Below are 16,614 nucleotides of genomic sequence, written 5' to 3' on the forward strand. Positions count from 1 at the left end.
GTTAGCTCAGTTGGTAGAGCGCTTCGTTTACACCGAAGATGTCGGGAGTTCGAGCCTCTCACGACCCACCATTCCCCCATAAATTCAGAACTTTACTTCTGTCAGACTAATGTCTGTTTCGTCTGAATGTGACCAAAGAAAAAGCCGCGACACCTCTGTCGCGGCTTTTCTGTTTTAGATTTCGGCCTTGCCGTCGAGGTAGACGAAACCGAACGGCGGAAGGTCCACCACGCAGTCGTCGCTCTTGCCTGATTTGCCGGGGACGGGGCCCTCGACCGAACCAACCATCGGACCAACGGGGCGGAGTTCCTTTTTCAGAACAACGCGCTGCGGCTCGTTCGATAGGTTAAAGATGCCGGTGATGGCGCTGTCTTCTTCCGAGCGGATGACGCCGAGCAGCGGCTCGGGCAGGTCGAGGAACTCGGTCTTGCCATAGCGCAGTTCGTGACGCGATTTGCGGAACGCCAGCGTGCGGCGGTAGGCGTTGAGGATGCTGTTGGTGTCATCCTCTTGCGTGTCGACAGCGCGGGCGAGTTGCGGCGCCTTGACCGGCAGCCACGGCTTGTCAGAGGTTGAGAACCCGCCCTGCGGCGCATCTTTTTCCCACACCATCGGCGTGCGGCAACCATCGCGGCCTTTGTACTCGGGCCAGAACTGCGCGTTGGCGGTGTCCTGAAGCTCTTCCCACAGGATGTCGGTCTGCGTCTGGCCGATTTCCTCGCCCTGATAGATGTTCAGGGTGCCGGGGAAGCTGCAAAGCATCGCGATCGACTGCCGCGCGACGGCTTCCGGATCGGCGCCCTTCGGCGTCCAGCGGCTGACGTGGCGGGCGACGTCGTGGTTCGAGAACGACCAGCAGGGCCAGCCATCGGGCGCGGTCTCCTGGAAGACTTCGATGGTGTGGCGGAAGTGCTCGGCAGTGTGCTCGGGGCTCAGCATCGCGAAGGAATACGCCATGTGCAGCTTGTCGCCGCCAGAGGTGTATTCGCCCATGATGCGGACCTGCTTGTCTCCCATTTCGCCGCATTCGCCGACCATCATCCGGTCGGGATACTGGTCGGTCAGGTCACGCAGGCGCTTGAGAATTTCGAGGTTTTCGGGGCGGGATTTGGAGAATTCCTGATCCTGCGCCTCGTAGGGGTTGTTCGGGAAGACTTCCCAGTCCGACGGCGGGTTGTCGGTCAGATCGGCGTCGTGGACGTAGAAGTTCACCGTATCGAGGCGGAAGCCGTCAACGCCGCGCTCCAGCCAGAACTTCATCGCGTCGAGCAGGGCATCGACGACAGCAGGATTGTGAAAGTTGAGGTCCGGCTGCTCGGTCAGGAAGTTGTGCAGGTAGTACTGGTGACGACGCGTGTCGAACTGCCAGCCCGAGCCGCCAAAGATCGACAGCCAGTTGTTCGGCGGGGTGCCGTCCTTCTTCGGGTCGGCCCAGACGTACCAATCGGCTTTGTCGTTGGTGCGGTTCTGGCGGCTTTCCTGAAACCACGGGTGCTGGTCCGAGGTGTGTGACAGGACTTGGTCGATGATGACCTTGAGGCCCAGATCGTGCGCCTTTTCGACCAGCGCATCGAAATCGTTGATGTCACCGAACAGCGGGCTCACGCCTTTATAGTCCGACACGTCGTATCCCATGTCGAGGTCGGGCGAGGTGAAAAACGGCGACAGCCAGATCGCGTCGACGCCAAGGCTGGCGACGTGATCGAGGCGTCGGATGATGCCCTTCAGGTCACCGATGCCGTCGCCGGAATCGTCCTGAAAGGATCGCGGATAAATTTGATAGATTACAGCATCGCGCCACCATTCGCGCATGATGCCCCCCCTGAGTTTTCGTTTACAATCACGCCACCATAGCGGTGCGGCCCCATATGGCAAACGCCGTCAATGCGAATGCTGTCATGCGCGAACGGCATTGCGGCGATTCCGGCGGGGTGCCGAGGATTCGCCCATGGACCCGCAAAACCGCATATTACTTTGAATACGTAGTCAAAATGAGCGCCACGCTGGCTCGCGAGATCGAAATTTTCGAGATTGTCACACCGGAATTTGGCAGAAAGTTAATTTTGAAAGCATGCCGCTGCTGCCTTAAAAACCGGCGAACCTACGAAAATATCGCGGTTTTTTCTCCGATTCACCGGATACAGAGGCGAACGAGGATTCTTTCCGGTCTTTAATTTTCTGTCACACAAATCGGGTTTTGACGGCTCCAGACGGCGCGATGGGACGCGCTGGCGACCAACGGAGTTATCCATGAAAACCACCCTTTCCATTTCGGCACTCGCCGTATTCGCTTCGGGCGCTGTATTTGCCCAAGACATTGCTCAGGCCGACAACGATTGGTTCGTCGCCGGTCAGACCACTATTCAGGAAATCCTCGACCGTCAGGAAAACACTAACCAGGCGAAGAACGTGATCCTGCTCGTTGCTGACGGCAACGGCGTTGGCACCAACTACGCTGTGCGTCTTTTCGCAGGTCAGCAGGAAGGACAGCTGGGCGAAGAGCACGTGCTGCCGTACGAGACCGCCGACTTCCATTCTGCGCTGGTCAAGACCTACAACATCAACGCCCAGACCCCGGACTCGGCTCCGACCGCTGGCGCGATGAACACCGGTGTGAAGCAGCGCTTCAACTTGATCAACCTCGGAGGCGACGCGATCCACGATGATTGCTCGACCGTTGCAGGCAACGAACTGACCACCTTTGCTGAAATCGTCACCGGCATGGACAAGTCGGTCGGCGTGATCTCGACCGCTCGTTTGACCCACGCGACCCCGGCTGGCGTTTACGCCAAGACCGCCAACCGCAACTGGGAAGACAGCGTTCCGGAAGGTTGCACCGCGCAGGTCGACATCGCTTCACAGCTCGTCAACGCCATGGAAGCCGGCATCGTCGACTTCGCAATGGGCGGCGGCGGCCGTTACTTCATGCCGGAAGGCGCTTCGAACGGCACCATCTCGGGTCGCCGCGCCGATGGCGTTGACCTCGTTGCCAAGGCTGGCGAGATGGGCGTCCAGTTCGCTTCGGACACCGCTTCGTTCGACGCGCTGACCATGGACGCTCCGGTTCTGGCGCTGTTCAACGACAGCCACATGGAATACGAAGCCGACCGCGCTGACGACGACGAGCCGTCGCTGGCCGACATGACCGCCAAGGCAATCGAGTTTCTGTCGCAGAACGAGAACGGCTACTACCTCGAAATCGAAGCCGGTCGCGTCGACCACGCCAACCACGACGGTAACGCCTACCGCACCCTCGCTGACGGTGTTGCGTTCGCCGAAGCCGTTGCCAAGGCTGACGAGCTGACCAACGACGAAGACACCCTGATCATCGTCACCGCCGACCACGAGCACGCCATCGCCTTCAACGGCTACTGCGGTCGTGGTTCGGACATCACCGGCCTGTGCTACGGCGTGTCGAAAGAGGGCGAAATGCACTCGGACGAGCTGAACCTCGCTGCCGACGGCAAGCCCTACACCGTCATCGGTTACCTGAACGGCGCAGGCTCGGTCCTGACCGAACAGGAAGACGGCACCTTCGCAGGCTCGCGCCCCGACCTGACCCAGGAAGATGCGACCGACATCGACTACATGCAGCAGTCGCTGATCCCGATGTCGTCGGAAACCCACTCGGGTGAAGACGTTGCTGTCTACGCAAAAGGCCCGTGGGCTCACCTGTTTGACGGCACCATCGAACAGAACGTCATCTTCCACGTGATGAACCACGCTGTGAACGCCGAGTAATTCGGACGTCGCACCATCATTGAGGGCTCCGTTCCGGCGGGGCCCTTCACCCATTTTAAGGACCTAGCGAGAACCACTCATGCAAACTCGCCGCACATTCATTCTCTCCGCCGCCGCTGCGCCGCTGTTCGCCCGCGCGGCTGTCGCTGACGATGCGATCAAGCTCCGCGATCTTTATGAACGCCGTGGCACCGGCCTGTCGGAACTGGCCACCGAACTGGTCGGCCAGCGCATCAACGTCGCGGGCTTCATGGCCCCGCCGTTGAAGGCCGAGAGCAATTTCTTCGTGCTCACCAAAATGCCGATGTCCGTCTGCCCGTTCTGCGAAACCGATGCGGAATGGCCGAACGACATTCTCGCAGTCTACACCCAGCGCATCGTCGACGTGACGCCGTTCAACGTCGGCATCACCGTGTCGGGCGTGCTGGAGGTCGGCAGCTACCGCGACCCCGAGACCGGCTTTGTCAGCCTCGTCCGCCTGATGGACGCGCGGGTCGGCTGATGGGGTTGGACCTGACTATCCGTGATCTCAAGGTGACATCGCCGCGGGGGCGGGACATCCTGAGCGTTCCCCAGCTGGACATTGCCGCCGGATCGCTCGTCGGTATCGCGGGACCATCCGGTGCGGGGAAATCCACGCTGCTCTACGCGCTCGCAGGAATGCTGGAGGCGAAGGGGTGCATCGTTTGGAATGACACCGACCTGCTGACCTTGCGCGAAGAGCAACGCACTGCATTCAGAGCGTCTCATATCGGCATGATATTCCAAGACTTTCTTCTGTTCGAGGAGCTGAGTGCAGCGGCCAATGCCTCGCTGACCTCGCTTTATCGCCCGCGCGCCCAGCGTGCCGGTATCCGCCAGCGCGCTGCCGAACGTCTCGCCGCGCTCGGTCTGAAAGAGCCCGACCGTTCCGTCGCCAGCTACTCCGGCGGGGAGCGCCAGCGCGTGGCCATCGCCCGCGCCTTGTCCGCGAATGCGCCGGTTCTTCTGGCCGACGAACCGACGGCGAGCCTCGACCGCGCGGCGGCTGACAAGCTGATCACGGACCTCGTTGCGCTGGCGCGAACGTCGGGAACGACCCTGATCGCCGTCAGTCATGACCAGCATCTGATCGACCGTATGGACCGTGTTCTGACTGTCAGTGACGGCAAGATCGTAGAGCCGCGAGGGCAGGCGGCATGATGGACCTTTGGTACGATTTGCCTGTTGCGGCGCAGGATCTCTTGGCGGTAATCGGTCTGCTTTTGCCTGCCCTGATCACCGGCGTTGTTGTACTGCGCGGACATACTCCGTGGCCGCTGGTCAAGGCGATCATCTGGCGCTTCCGCGTGCCGTCGGTGATGTTCATCGTACTCATCGCGGTGTCGGTCGGGCTAGGCGTCGGGCTGCTCGCGCAGGAGCGTGGTCTTCGCAAAGGGACCGCGCAGGCGGCGGACAAGTTCGACCTGATCGTCTCGGCCCCCGGCAGCGAGTTATCGGTGATGCTGGCCGCCGTATTCCTCCAGCCCTCGGACATGGGGCTTATCGACGGCGAGACATACAACGAGATCGCGGCGACCGAGAGCGTCGCCATCGCAGCGCCGCTCGCGTTCGGAGACAGCTACGCCGGAGCGCCCGTCATCGGCTCCACAGCCGAGTTCGTGGCATACCTCACCGATCAGAACGTCGAGGGCGCGATCTTTGCGGATCACGAAGAGGCTGTCGTCGGCGCGCTTGTCCCGCTCGAAATCGGCGCGCAATTCACCCCCGCGCATGGCATGACCCACATCGACGGCGGGGCCGAAGAGCACGGCGTTTCGTTCAGCGTCACAGGCCGCATGGCACCGACGGGGACCCCGTGGGACCGCGCGATTATCGTGCCGGTCGAGGCTGTATGGGAGGTCCACGGCCTCGCCAACGGTCACGCGCCGGAAGCGGGTGATGTCATCGGCGGCCCGTTTGATGCGGAATACTTTCCCGGAACGCCAGCGGTCGTCGTCCACGCCGAGGCGCTTTGGGCGAACTATGCGCTGCGCTCCACCTTCACACGCGACCGCGAGACGATGGCGTTCTTTCCGGGCGCGGTGCTGGCGGGCCTATACAATGTGATGGGAGACGTGCGGCAGGCGATGTCGGTGATGGCGCTGGTCACTCAAGTGCTGGTCGCGGTCAGCGTGATGCTGGGCCTGTTCATCCTGTCCCGCCTGTTCCGCCGTCAGGTCGCGCTGCTCCGCGCGCTCGGCGCACCGTCGCGGTTCGTGTTCGCGATGATGTGGTCGTTCAGCGCTGTCCTGCTGTTATCCGGCGCGATCACTGGCATGCTGATCGGAGTCGGCGCGGCGATGGTGCTGTCCCAGATCGTAACCGCTCAGACGAATATCCTCGTGACTGCGCCACTGGGATGGCAGGAAATTCAATTCGTAGCGGGGTTCGTGTCGGTGACGCTGCTGATCTCGCTGCTGCCAGCGGCGGTCGTCCTGCGTCAGCCGGTCGTGGAGGGGCTGAGGGCGTAGGAGGGGCGCTGCCCCTCTGCCTGCGGCATTCACCCCGGGATATTTTTTGCACAAAGGCAAAAGAAGAGGGCGCCAGAGGCGCCCCTATTCCTGTCTTCACTCCGCTTTGACGCAGGCGGTTTCTATCGTGCCGAGAAGCTCATCCGGCATTACTGGTTTGGGACAGTGGAGCGCTTTGGGGAAACGGTCGGCGACGTTGTCTTCGACAATGTGGCCACTGTGGAAGATCAGCGGGACGCCGTTTTCCTTCAGGCGCTCGGCAGCGGAGAACACCTCGCCGTCACGTAGACGCACGTCGAGAAGGGCGACATCGGGGTTGATGCTATTGATCGCGTCCAGCGCATCGGTCACGCGCGCGTACGGGCCGGCGATTTCGTAGCCGGCGTCCTCGAGCATCATCTGGATATCCATCGCCACGATAGGCTCGTCCTCACAGAGAAGAACGAGAGGACGGGACCGGGCACTACTTGGATTTGTTTTCATAAATCAATTGCGTCCTGCGCTCTGACTCCGATCTTTCGATGAAGATGCGTCCGTTCAATTGCGAGGCGGACAGTTGCATCATCGTCGAGCCGAAGCCGTTAGACTCGTTATCATTAAAAGTCACAGGATCGTTATAAAGTTCCGTCCAATTCAGAAGAATCTCATGTTCGTCATGTTTTTCCCACTCAATGCGTAGCTTGCCGTCGATCGGACCCAGAACACCGTATTTCGCGGTGTTCGTCGCCAGTTCGTGGAAGATCAGCGATAGGGTCGTGAGGGTTTCCGGCGTCAGGTGAACTTCGGGTCCGGAAATCTCGATGCCTGCGGACTGACCCCTGTAGGGCTGGACCGCGCCTTCGACGACTTCAGCGAGCGAGAAATACGTGCCGCTGGGCGCCTGATGGGTCATGTTGTGGGAGCGGGCGAGTGCGCCGATGCGGGCGGTGACACCTTCGACTAGCGCGGGGACGGATTTGGCCGAATGGCCCGCGATCCGCACCATGCCCGAGATGATCGAGAACAGGTTCTTCACGCGGTGGTTCATCTCGTGGAGCATGATCTCGCGGACGCGCTTGGCTTCTTCTTCCTCGGTGACGTCGAACAGAACGCCGAGCGTGCGCTGGCCCTGTGCGCGGCCGATGCGGCGACCGACAAACTGGATGCATTTGTCATGATTGTCGAGCGAGGGCAGGTCAATCATCACGTTGAAGGGCGCGCTGATTTCGCTGGTACGCATGGTGCGTTCGGTCTCGGAGCGGAGTTTCTCCGGCAGGCTCTCGATAAAATCGCTGAACTTGAGAGAGTTGGTCTCCAGTCCCAGCAGCTCTGCGCCTTTGTCGTCGAATTTGATCGTGCGACCGTCGCGGGAAAGTTCCCACACGCCAAGGCCGGTCACATCGAGCGCGATGCGGAGGCGTTCGCCTTCGGACTTCAGCTTGTCTTCGAGCAGAAGCGCTTCGGTCAGTTCGCTAAACACGAGGGTGACACCGTCGATGTCGTCGTCACGATCGCGGTAGGGTGTGACGATCAGCGACCATGTGCGCTGTGCATCGTGGTCGGTGACGCGCAGGTATTGCTCGTCGCCGGTGCGCATGACCTGATCGATTGCGCCCAGTACTTCGTCGGCTTCGGCAAGGCGGCAAGTCACTTCGGACAGCGGACGGCCACGGTCGCCAGCGCGGAGCGGGTAGAGCGTCAGGATGGATTCGGTGAAGTTCCGCACCACGCCTTTGGCGTCGAGCACCACGAGCGGCAAGGCGGTCGAGCTGAAGAAGTTGGACAGGTCGGTGTTGGCGATGGAGAGCTCGTCGACCTTGACCTTCAGTTCGTCGTTGACGGTCGCAAGCTCCTCGTTTGTCGATTGAAGCTCTTCGTTCATCGACATCATTTCTTCGTTCGAGCTTTTCAGCTCCTCGTTCGCGGTCTCCAGCTCTTCTACGGTGGTGTGAAGGCGGGCGCGGGTGGAGCGGAGTTCGTTCTCGAGGCTCTGCACATGGCTGTCGGTGGCGTCGACATCATCAAGCTCGTCCTCGTCCATCGGGGCGAACGGGCCGCGTTCGCGGAAGACCAGAAGGATCGTACCGTCGCGCATCGGATCACCGATGAGGTCGAACGCCTGGGCGCCGAATTCGGAATGAGCCATCAGGTCGCGGCTGATCGTCCGTTTGCCCGACGATGTCACCTGACGGATGACCGAAGAAATCGCTTCGCGGACGCCAGCGACGGCGAGCGACGACGCGTATTGCGTATGCATTGCGCCAACGGTGGTTGTCGATAGATAGCGGCCCAGACGACCGGTCGAGCCAAGCAACTCGCCCTCGCGCGAGACATGCAGCGTTGCGGGGCCGTAGTGGGTGAGAATGCGGTCGCGCAGTTCTTTGTCCGACCAATCTACGCGCGTCGACTCGCGGTCCTCTTCCCTAGAGATGTGGCGGCGCGTGGTGATTTGACGTGACTGGTTGCGCAGATGGACAGGGTATTCCGGACGGCCTTCGTTCCGCTCGAAAATGCGGGCCTGCGCGTCCACCGGATGGAACATGTGATCATGACGGCCGAGCGTCTCCGACGGGCCGAGGAATAGCGTCGCGCCGGGGCGCAGCGCGTAATGGAAGATCGGCATGACTGCTGCTTGCAGCGCATCACCGAAGTAAATCAGCAGGTTGCGGCAGGACAGCAGGTCGATGTTGGAAAACGGCGGATCGCGCACGACGCTGTGGACAGAGAACCGGATCATGTCGCGAATGCGGCTGTTGATCTGGAATTTCCCGTCGCGGGGCAGAGTATAGAGCTCGCGCATTTCCTCAGGGATGTCGATCAGCGCGGCAGCAGGGTACACGCCGTCGCGCGCGATGCGGAGCATCTGTTCGTCGATGTCGGTAGCAAAGACCTGAATGTTGATGCTGCGGCGCTGGAGGCGGACTTCTTCGGCGAAGAGCATCGCGATGGAATAGGCTTCCTCGCCGCTCGAACAGCCGGGCACCCAGACACGGATTTCTTCGTCCTGTGCATCACGGACGAGGGGTTTGATTACCTCGTTGCGCAGCACTTCAAAGTGCGAAGTGTCGCGGAAAAAACGGGTCACGTTGATCAGCAACTCGCGGAACAGGATCTCGCACTCTTCGGGTGTCGAGCGGATGTAAGCGAGGTATTCGCGCGCATCGTCAAGGTCGAGCACCTGAACGCGGCGCTGGACGCGGCGCGACAGGGTCGAGGTTTTGTAGCCCGCAAAGTCGTGACCAGCCGTGGTGCGGACGACCGAGCAGATATCCTCGAGCGTCTCATTGACGGTTTGTGCCAACACGTTCTGGGCATCGGTCAGCGCAGCCTTTGTAAAGAACTGCTGCACGCTGTCGATGATCTCGGGCGGCACGTTGATAAAGTCGACGAGGCCGGTGTTGATCGCCGAGGTCGGCATCCCGTCGTACTTCGCCGTGCGGGGTTCCTGCACAACGCAAAGACCGCCGAGTTCCTTGATCGCGCGTAGACCCGCAGTGCCGTCAGCACCGGTTCCCGAGAGGATCACACAGGCGGCGTTCTTGCCCTGATCCTGTGCGAGGCTTTCGAAAAAGTCGTCGATAGGGCGGCGCAAGCCGCGGGGCTGGCTGAAATCGGTCAGGCCGAGTTTGCCGTCGTGAATGTTCAGGCCATGACCCGGCGGAATGATGTGCACGCAGCCCGCACGGACCTCTTCACCATCGTCGGCCTGACGGACTTCGAGCACTGTATGGCGGTCGAGCAGTTCGGCCAACAGGCTCTCGTGGTTGGGGTCGAGGTGCTGGACGACCACAAATGCCAGCCGGCAATCCTGACTGGCAGTCGACAGCATATCGCGGAGTGCCTCCAGCCCACCGGCAGAGGCTCCGATCCCGACGACGAACAGCGGAGTTTCGGCTTCGTTTGTCACTTTATTCATTGAGGGACATCCGTGCGAGCAGAGCAATGGAGTCTGCGATGGTCTGCGCACTGCCGCGCATGGCAAGGCCGAATTCGACGCCCATAGCGTTCACTTCGGCGAGTTCTGCGCTCAGCTTCTTGTCGTGGACAGGCATTTTCGCGCGTTTCTCGGTGTTCGTCATATCGAACTGCGAGGCCAGAATAAAACGGGTGTTCCCTTTCCGGTCGCGCAAACGTGTCATCAGAACGAAGTTCAGAAACGTCGTTCCATCCTTGCGATAATTCAGAATCGGAAAGCGGCCGCTGTCGACCTCGGGATCCATCACGAAATCATGGAGCGCCTGCTTGTGCGCGGGGTCTGTATCGTCGCCTTGAAGAAAGCGGCAATTCTGGCCGACAACCTCGTCGGATTGATAGCCCGTCAGATCGCAGAATGCCTTGTTCACATAGCTCAACGGCACATCGCCGCCCCCTGTCGAGAGCGCGAGCGCAACATTTGAGCGGCTCATGTAGGCCGTCAGTTTTTCAGGCAAATCTGTGTGGGACATCAAGCAGTCAGTTAAGGAATTGAACTATTCTTAACACTAAAGGGTAGTCGGGCTGTGCTTCAAGCGCCGATTGCGCGCGTATGCGAACCCGAGATGAGGTTTTCCCGAACCGTGATGCCGCAACAAAGTTGCGTCTAAGACCAAAGTAGGGGCGCTGCCCCTCTGGCGCGTTGCGCCATTCACCCCGGGATATTTGGGGCACAAAGGCAAAGAGAAAGGGCGGCCCGTGGGCCGCCCTTCGTGTCGTTAGCCGATGATGGCGTTGAGTGTGGCGCTCGGGCGCATCACTGCTGCGGTCTTGGCCGCGTCGAGCAGATAGTAGCCGCCCAGATCGGCAGGGCTGCCTTCGCCTGCGTGCAGTTCGGCAAGGATGGTTTCCTCTTTGCCTGCAAGCTCTTCCGCGATCGGCTTGAAGTGCGCTGCGAGGTCAGCGTCGTCCGACTGCGCGGCCAGTGCTTCGGCCCAGTAGCGGGCGAACCAGTAGTGCGAGGTGCGGTTGTCGTTCTGACCGACGCGGCCTTCGGGGCTCTTGCCGCCCATCAGGACCTTCTGGATCGACTCGCCGACAGCAGCGCCAAGAACGGCGGCTTTCTTGTCGTCGCGGGCCGCTGCGAGGAAGTCGAAGGATTCGCCCAGTGCACAGAACTCGCCCAGCGAGTCCCAGCGCAGGTGGTTTTCTTCGAGAACCTGCTGGACGTGCTTCGGAGCGGTGCCGCCGGCGCCGGTTTCAAAGAGGCCGCCGCCCTGCATGAGCGATACAATCGACAGCATCTTGGCCGAGGTGCCCAGTTCGAGGATCGGGAACAGGTCGGTCAGGTAGTCGCGCAGCACGTTACCGGTGATGGTGACGACGTCCTTACCGGCGGTCATGTGTTCCAGCGTCCAGCGGGTTGCTTCGCGCGGAGCCATGATCGGGATGTCGATACCTGCCTCTTTGAGAGCGGGTTCGACGTACTTGATCAGTTCTGCATCGTGAGCGCGGTTCGCGTCGAGCCAGAACGCACCGAGGCCGGTGGCCTTGACGCGGCGGACAGCGAGCTTGATCCAGTCTTCGATCGGAGCCTGCTTCACGGTCGCCGAACGCCAGATGTCGCCCGTTTCGACGGTGTGCTCGTGCAGCACGTCGCCGTTGTCCAGAACGATGCGCACGGTGCCGTCAGCCTTCATTTCGAAGGTGGTCGGGTGCGAGCCGTACTCTTCGGCTTTCTGGGCCATCAGGCCGACGTTCGAGACGGCACCGCAGGAGGTGACGTCCAGTTTGCCGTTTTCTTTGAAGTAGTTGATGGTCTCGTCGTAGACGCCGGCGTAGCTGTTGTCGGGGATGCAGCACTTGGCCGGCGCGGCCTTGCCGTCCGGTCCCCAGCCGATACCGCCAGCGCGGATGACGGCAGGCATCGAGGCGTCGATGATGACGTCCGACGATACGTGCAGGTTGGTGATGCCCTTGTCGGAGTTCACCATGTACATGTCCGGCTGGGCTTCCATGGCGGCCTTGTAGTCGGCTTCCAGTTCGGCGTTGCCAGCGATTTTCGCTTCGAGATCGCCCAGACCCTGGTTCGGGTTAAAGCCGAGTTCAGCGAGCTTGTCGCCGTGCTTGGCGATGAAGTCTTCAAGGTAGACCGACACGAAGTGACCGAAGATGATCGGGTCCGAGACCTTCATCATAGTGGCCTTCAGGTGGACCGAGAACAGAACGCCCGGCTCCATCGACGCGATTTCCTGCTTGATGAACGCGCGCAGGGCTTTGGCCGACAGGTAGGTCGCGTCGACGATTTCGCCTTCGAGGTACTTCAGGCCGTCCTTCAGAACGGTTTCGGTGCCGTCGGCAGCGGTGTGAACGATCTTGGCGCCGCCAGCTTGCGCTGCGGTGATGGTGGCCGAGGTCTCGTTGTGGAAGAAGTCGTCACCTTCCATCGATGCGACCGTGGTCGGGCAATCGGCGGTCCACTCACCCATGCGGTGCGGGTTCGCTTTTGCGTATTCCTTGACGGCCTTGGCCGAACGACGGTCGGAGTTGCCTTCGCGCAGGACGGGGTTCACCGCCGAGCCTTTAACGGCGTCATAACGCGCCTGGATCGATTTTTCCTCGTCGGTCTTCGGCTCGTAGGGGTAATCCGGAACAGCGTAGCCCTTGGACTGGAGTTCCTTGATCGCTGCGGTCAGCTGCGGCATCGAGGCCGAGATGTTCGGCAGCTTGATGACGTTGGCTTCCGGCGTCTTCACGATCTGGCCCAGAGCGGCGAGGTCGTCCGAAATGCGCTGCTCTTCGGTCAGGCACTCGGGGAAGACGGCGAGGATACGTCCTGCAACAGAGATGTTGCGCTGTGCAACGTCGATGCCGGCAGCGCCTGCAAAAGAGCGAACGATCGGCAGCAGCGATGCGCTGGCCAGTTCGGGGGCTTCGTCAACAATGGTATAAATAATATCGGGGGTCTTATCGGCCATGGGTCGCTTCTCCGCGGTTTGCTGGTGCGATGGGTCGATGCAGGATCGCTCCTGCGGTCGGTGCTGGCTTACAGGAGAGGCGTCAGGGCGTCAATGTGTGCCATGGTATACCGAACCGATTGGCAGGGTGTCGCGGTGTCGCACTCAGCGGCGGGCGTTGCCGCGCGAGCCTTCGATGTGCAGCTGGGTGCCGACCCGCATCGACGCGCGGAGGCGGCGGGACAGCTGGTCGATCGCCATCGTGAGCAGGAACGATACGGCCAGCAGGGCGACCACGCGGTCGAGGCGGAGTTCCTGCACGTTCTTCTGGATGTAGAAGCCGAGCGTCCCGATGCCGAGGATGCCCATAATCGCGCTTTCGCGGACGATGATTTCCCAGCGGTAGAGGCACAGCGCCCAGAAATTCGCGCTGAGGCGCGGGACCAGTTCCCACCCCCACAGCGTCAGGCCCTTTGGCGCATCGGGTCGCAGCGCGAGCGACGTGGCCTGCCGCCCGAGAAGGTGCGCGATGATCGCCCCGTTGTGTAGCGCGAGCGCGAGGATTGCTGGCAGCATGGAGGGACCGAAGAATTGAAGCAGGACGAACGCCAGCATGTACTCGGGGAGCGACCGGCACAGGACAAGTCCGAGGTGCCCGATCATCGCGCCGAAGCGGCCCGCCACGCGGGGGACAATGGCGGGAAAGGCGAAGAAGGCAATCAGCGCGGCTCCGGTCAGCGCGATCTGCGACAGGACGACCGTGTCGATGGCGCCGGGCCATGCTTGGTTGATGAAGACCTTTTCGAGCCAGCCACCCCAGTCCGCGCCGGTGCGGATCGGGGCAGGGACGATGTCGTGCAGGAAGCGCGCGAACATGCCGCTACCCATGGGCGGCGTTTTCTGTGCGAACAGAACTGCGAGCGATGCCAGCAGGTAGACCGGCGCGAGCCGCCATTTCATCCACCGGCGCACGGGGATGATGAGGAGCAGGAAGACCGCCAGCACCACAAACGCCTGATCGTAGTGTGCCTGTTTGAAGTATGTCTCTAACAGGTAGCCGAGCGTCGGTAGGCCGATGAAGCCCAGCACCGCAGACGACCTGATCCCGCATTCGAGGCGGTAGAGCGTGTAATTCCGCATCGGTGCGGCGCACTGCGGAAGGCGTGCCCAGAGGAGCCGCGTGATTTGGCCAACGTTGCGGGGCAGGGCGGCCTCGGGCGCGCGGCTAGCCTCGTCTAGGTATTCCGAAAACACCTTGGCGAAGATGCCCGTGTAGGGGATGCCGATCGCGAGCACGCCCGTGGTAGGGCTGAGGCCGGTGATGTTCAGGAGAAGCAGCGCCCAGAACAGTTCGTGGATCGCGCGGATCGCGATGCAGAAAGTCCTAACAGCGCGGATATGATAGAGCGGCGCGAGCAGCAGGCCGAACCCCGCGCCAAAGAAAACACCGCAAACGGCAAATGCTGCGGTCAGCATCGTGCCATTCAGCAGCTGGGGCCAGATCGAGAAATCGGGGTGGAGCAGGCCGTCCGCCATCCGCGCCAACAGGACCGAGGGATCGGTGTGGCGCCCCGTCAGGTCAGCGAACCCGAGCGCAACGACCGCCGCAGCGATGAACCCCAGCAGAACGACCTTGCGCGTGGTGATCATACGTAGAGCGCGGCGATATCCGCGTCACTGGCCTCGGTCGGGGTGCAGTCAAGGACGATGCGGCCACCCGCGATACCGATGATACGCGTGGCCCAGCCTTTGGCCATCTCGACATCATGCATGGCGATCACCGAGGTCGCGAAGGTTTCGTCCAGCCGCGCCAGCAGCTCGGCCCCTTGGGTCACGTCGACGGCTGAGACAGGCTCGTCCGCCAGCACAACGTCACCGCCGCGCAAAAGCGCACGCGACAGGGCGACCCGCTGCTTCTGTCCGCCCGACAGGTTCATCACCGGACGGCGGCCAAGCCCGCTCAGGCCCGTCGCGTCCAGAACGGTATCGACAGTGGCCCGCTCGGCCTTACTCGGCCAGACCAGAGTACGCAGATTTCGCGCCGTTCTGTGGTCATCCAACCGTCCCATCCAGACGTTGTGAAACGCCGAAAGTGGCCCGACGAGGCCGGTGTCTTGGGGGACGTAGGCAATACGACCCAAAAGGCGGCTATATATAGTAGTGAGCAAAGTGCTCTTCCCCGCGCCACTTTTTCCCAGCAGCGCGAGGCGTTCTCCGCTGGCGACGGACAGCGAAACGCCGGCCAGAACGGTCTTGCCGTCCCAGCCGAGGTCCTCGTTTTCCAGTGTCGCCAGAACCCGCGTCATTCGATGATGTCGAGTTCGCGCGCGGTGTCTTCGATCGGTGCGTACATTGCGTTGTCAGCCGCGATGAAGGCCGAACGCGGGAAGGAGGCTAGAAGTGCCTCGTCGGTCATGCCGATCAGGGCCTCCTGCACCTTGGCCGTGAAGCCTTCGCCGAAACGGTCATCCACGTCGCCGCGGATGGTCCAGTTGTAGTCGGGGTAGGGCGGGGTCTTCCAGATGACCTTGGCGGTCTCGACCTCGGCCAACGCGTCCGCTTCGGCCTGATCGTAGACAGTGTAGTTGAGCGCACCGACTTCATAGGCGCCCGAAGCAACAAGGCGCAGGGTCTGGCCGTGATCGCCCGAGAAGCCGACGTCCGAGAACAGATCCTCGGGGGCCTCACCGGTTTCCTGACGGATATAGAACTCGGGCATCAGACGGCCCGAGGTTGAGGTCTGCGCGCCGAAAGTGAACGATAGACCGGACATATCGGGGAACTCCTCCGACTCGGTCAGGCCGGTCGATGTGTTCGCGATGAAGTAGGAGACGAAGGTCTCGTCTTCCGCGCCCTGCGCAATGGCCTGGCTTCCCGGAACGGCAGTACGTGCCTGAACGCCCGACAGACCGCCGAACCAGCCCAGTTGGATCTGGTCATTGCGGAACGCGGTCACGGCCGCGGCGTAGTCCTTTACAGGAATATACTCGACGTCGACGCCCAGTTCGGCCTCGAGATAGTCGGCAACAGCGCCGAAACGCTCGACCAGCTTGGTTTCGTCATCATCGGGTATGGCAGAGAAATACAGTGTTTGTGCGGCAAGAGGGCTAGCTGTGCCGAGCAACATGACCACAAGAGCGGTTTTCATGGTGAACTCCAATTTAAATAGCTGGGCGCGGCATACTCCATGTAGAAAGAGAGGGCTAGTTCATGCGGGGCAGGGGCCTCCACATTCACAAAACTGCATTGAAGGCAGGTTAAGAGTTCATCAGACGCTGCCAAAATCGGCAGCTGTGGGTGCTCGGAAAAGAAAATCGAACTTTTTTCGATTTTCTCGAATTTTCGACTTGCGCCCATTCTGCAGTATCCGTAAAAGCCCCCTCACCGGCGGCGCTGAGGCGCTAGCGGGACGGACGGAACGGCCACTGAGGCTAGCCGGTTCGGGAAATTTAGAGACAGGACTGGCGAGGCGCGCCGACAAGTTAGGGCGCGGTGGATTGGTTTTGTTTCACGCTTTTTGACATTGATGCAAT

13 protein-coding genes are annotated in these 16,614 nt (G+C 61.3%); 5 read left to right on the forward strand and 8 right to left on the reverse strand.

Features of this window, described 5'->3' with window-relative positions:
* Positions 1 to 174 precede the first annotated feature (174 nt).
* A complete protein-coding gene (locus tag HCZ30_RS16335) occupies positions 175 to 1,812 on the reverse strand; it encodes an alpha-amylase family glycosyl hydrolase (RefSeq protein WP_167639379.1) in 1,638 nt (545 codons plus the stop codon).
* A 56-nt stretch (positions 1,813 to 1,868) separates the two neighbouring features.
* Here HCZ30_RS16335 and HCZ30_RS16340 point away from each other — a divergent pair, with 56 nt between their 5' ends.
* The 5 genes from HCZ30_RS16340 (at position 1,869) to HCZ30_RS16360 (ending at position 6,233) form a co-directional block, all read left to right on the forward strand.
* Entirely contained in the window at positions 1,869 to 2,174 is a 306-nt protein-coding gene (locus HCZ30_RS16340) for a hypothetical protein (RefSeq protein WP_167639380.1), read from the forward strand.
* 76 nt (positions 2,175 to 2,250) lie between these two features.
* Positions 2,251 to 3,741 (forward strand): alkaline phosphatase, encoded by a 1,491-nt coding sequence (locus tag HCZ30_RS16345; protein ID WP_167639381.1) that lies wholly within the window; start codon positions 2,251 to 2,253, stop codon positions 3,739 to 3,741.
* 79 nt (positions 3,742 to 3,820) lie between these two features.
* Positions 3,821 to 4,243, forward strand: a complete 423-nt coding sequence (locus HCZ30_RS16350) for a hypothetical protein (RefSeq protein ID WP_167639382.1) — start codon at positions 3,821 to 3,823, stop codon at positions 4,241 to 4,243.
* Entirely contained in the window at positions 4,243 to 4,923 is a 681-nt protein-coding gene (locus tag HCZ30_RS16355) for an ABC transporter ATP-binding protein (RefSeq protein WP_167639383.1), read from the forward strand. The genes HCZ30_RS16350 and HCZ30_RS16355 overlap by 1 nt, the downstream gene beginning before the upstream one ends.
* Positions 4,920 to 6,233: an ABC transporter permease gene (locus tag HCZ30_RS16360; RefSeq protein ID WP_167639384.1), complete on the forward strand. Its 1,314-nt coding sequence runs from the start codon at positions 4,920 to 4,922 to the stop codon at positions 6,231 to 6,233. Before HCZ30_RS16355 ends, HCZ30_RS16360 begins: the two co-directional genes overlap by 4 nt.
* A 96-nt stretch (positions 6,234 to 6,329) precedes the next feature.
* On the opposite strand, the gene HCZ30_RS16365 is transcribed toward HCZ30_RS16360, so the two are convergent.
* From HCZ30_RS16365 to HCZ30_RS16395, 7 genes are all read right to left on the reverse strand, one after another.
* Entirely contained in the window at positions 6,330 to 6,716 is a 387-nt protein-coding gene (locus tag HCZ30_RS16365) for a response regulator (protein WP_167639385.1), read from the reverse strand.
* The gene (locus tag HCZ30_RS16370; RefSeq protein ID WP_167639386.1) at positions 6,697 to 10,128 is read right to left on the reverse strand and encodes a chemotaxis protein CheB; all 3,432 of its coding nucleotides are present in this window, start codon (positions 10,126 to 10,128) and stop codon (positions 6,697 to 6,699) included. Before HCZ30_RS16370 ends, HCZ30_RS16365 begins: the two co-directional genes overlap by 20 nt.
* Positions 10,121 to 10,657, reverse strand: a complete 537-nt coding sequence (locus HCZ30_RS16375) for a PAS domain-containing protein (RefSeq protein WP_167639387.1) — start codon at positions 10,655 to 10,657, stop codon at positions 10,121 to 10,123. The genes HCZ30_RS16370 and HCZ30_RS16375 overlap by 8 nt, the downstream gene beginning before the upstream one ends.
* 246 nt (positions 10,658 to 10,903) lie before the next feature.
* A complete protein-coding gene (locus tag HCZ30_RS16380) occupies positions 10,904 to 13,102 on the reverse strand; it encodes an NADP-dependent isocitrate dehydrogenase (protein ID WP_167639388.1) in 2,199 nt (732 codons plus the stop codon).
* 144 nt (positions 13,103 to 13,246) lie between these two features.
* On the reverse strand, positions 13,247 to 14,731 hold the full coding sequence (locus tag HCZ30_RS16385; protein ID WP_167639389.1) for a PhnE/PtxC family ABC transporter permease: 1,485 nt from the start codon (positions 14,729 to 14,731) through the stop codon (positions 13,247 to 13,249).
* Positions 14,728 to 15,387 (reverse strand): ATP-binding cassette domain-containing protein, encoded by a 660-nt coding sequence (locus tag HCZ30_RS16390; protein WP_167639390.1) that lies wholly within the window; start codon positions 15,385 to 15,387, stop codon positions 14,728 to 14,730. The genes HCZ30_RS16385 and HCZ30_RS16390 overlap by 4 nt, the downstream gene beginning before the upstream one ends.
* Positions 15,384 to 16,229 carry a putative selenate ABC transporter substrate-binding protein gene (locus HCZ30_RS16395; protein ID WP_167639391.1) on the reverse strand — a complete coding sequence of 282 codons (846 nt, stop codon included), beginning with the start codon at positions 16,227 to 16,229 and terminating at the stop codon, positions 15,384 to 15,386. Before HCZ30_RS16395 ends, HCZ30_RS16390 begins: the two co-directional genes overlap by 4 nt.
* Positions 16,230 to 16,614 lie beyond the last annotated feature (385 nt).

This window comes from Marivivens donghaensis (genome assembly GCF_011806565.1).
GTDB lineage: Bacteria > Pseudomonadota > Alphaproteobacteria > Rhodobacterales > Rhodobacteraceae > Marivivens > Marivivens donghaensis_A.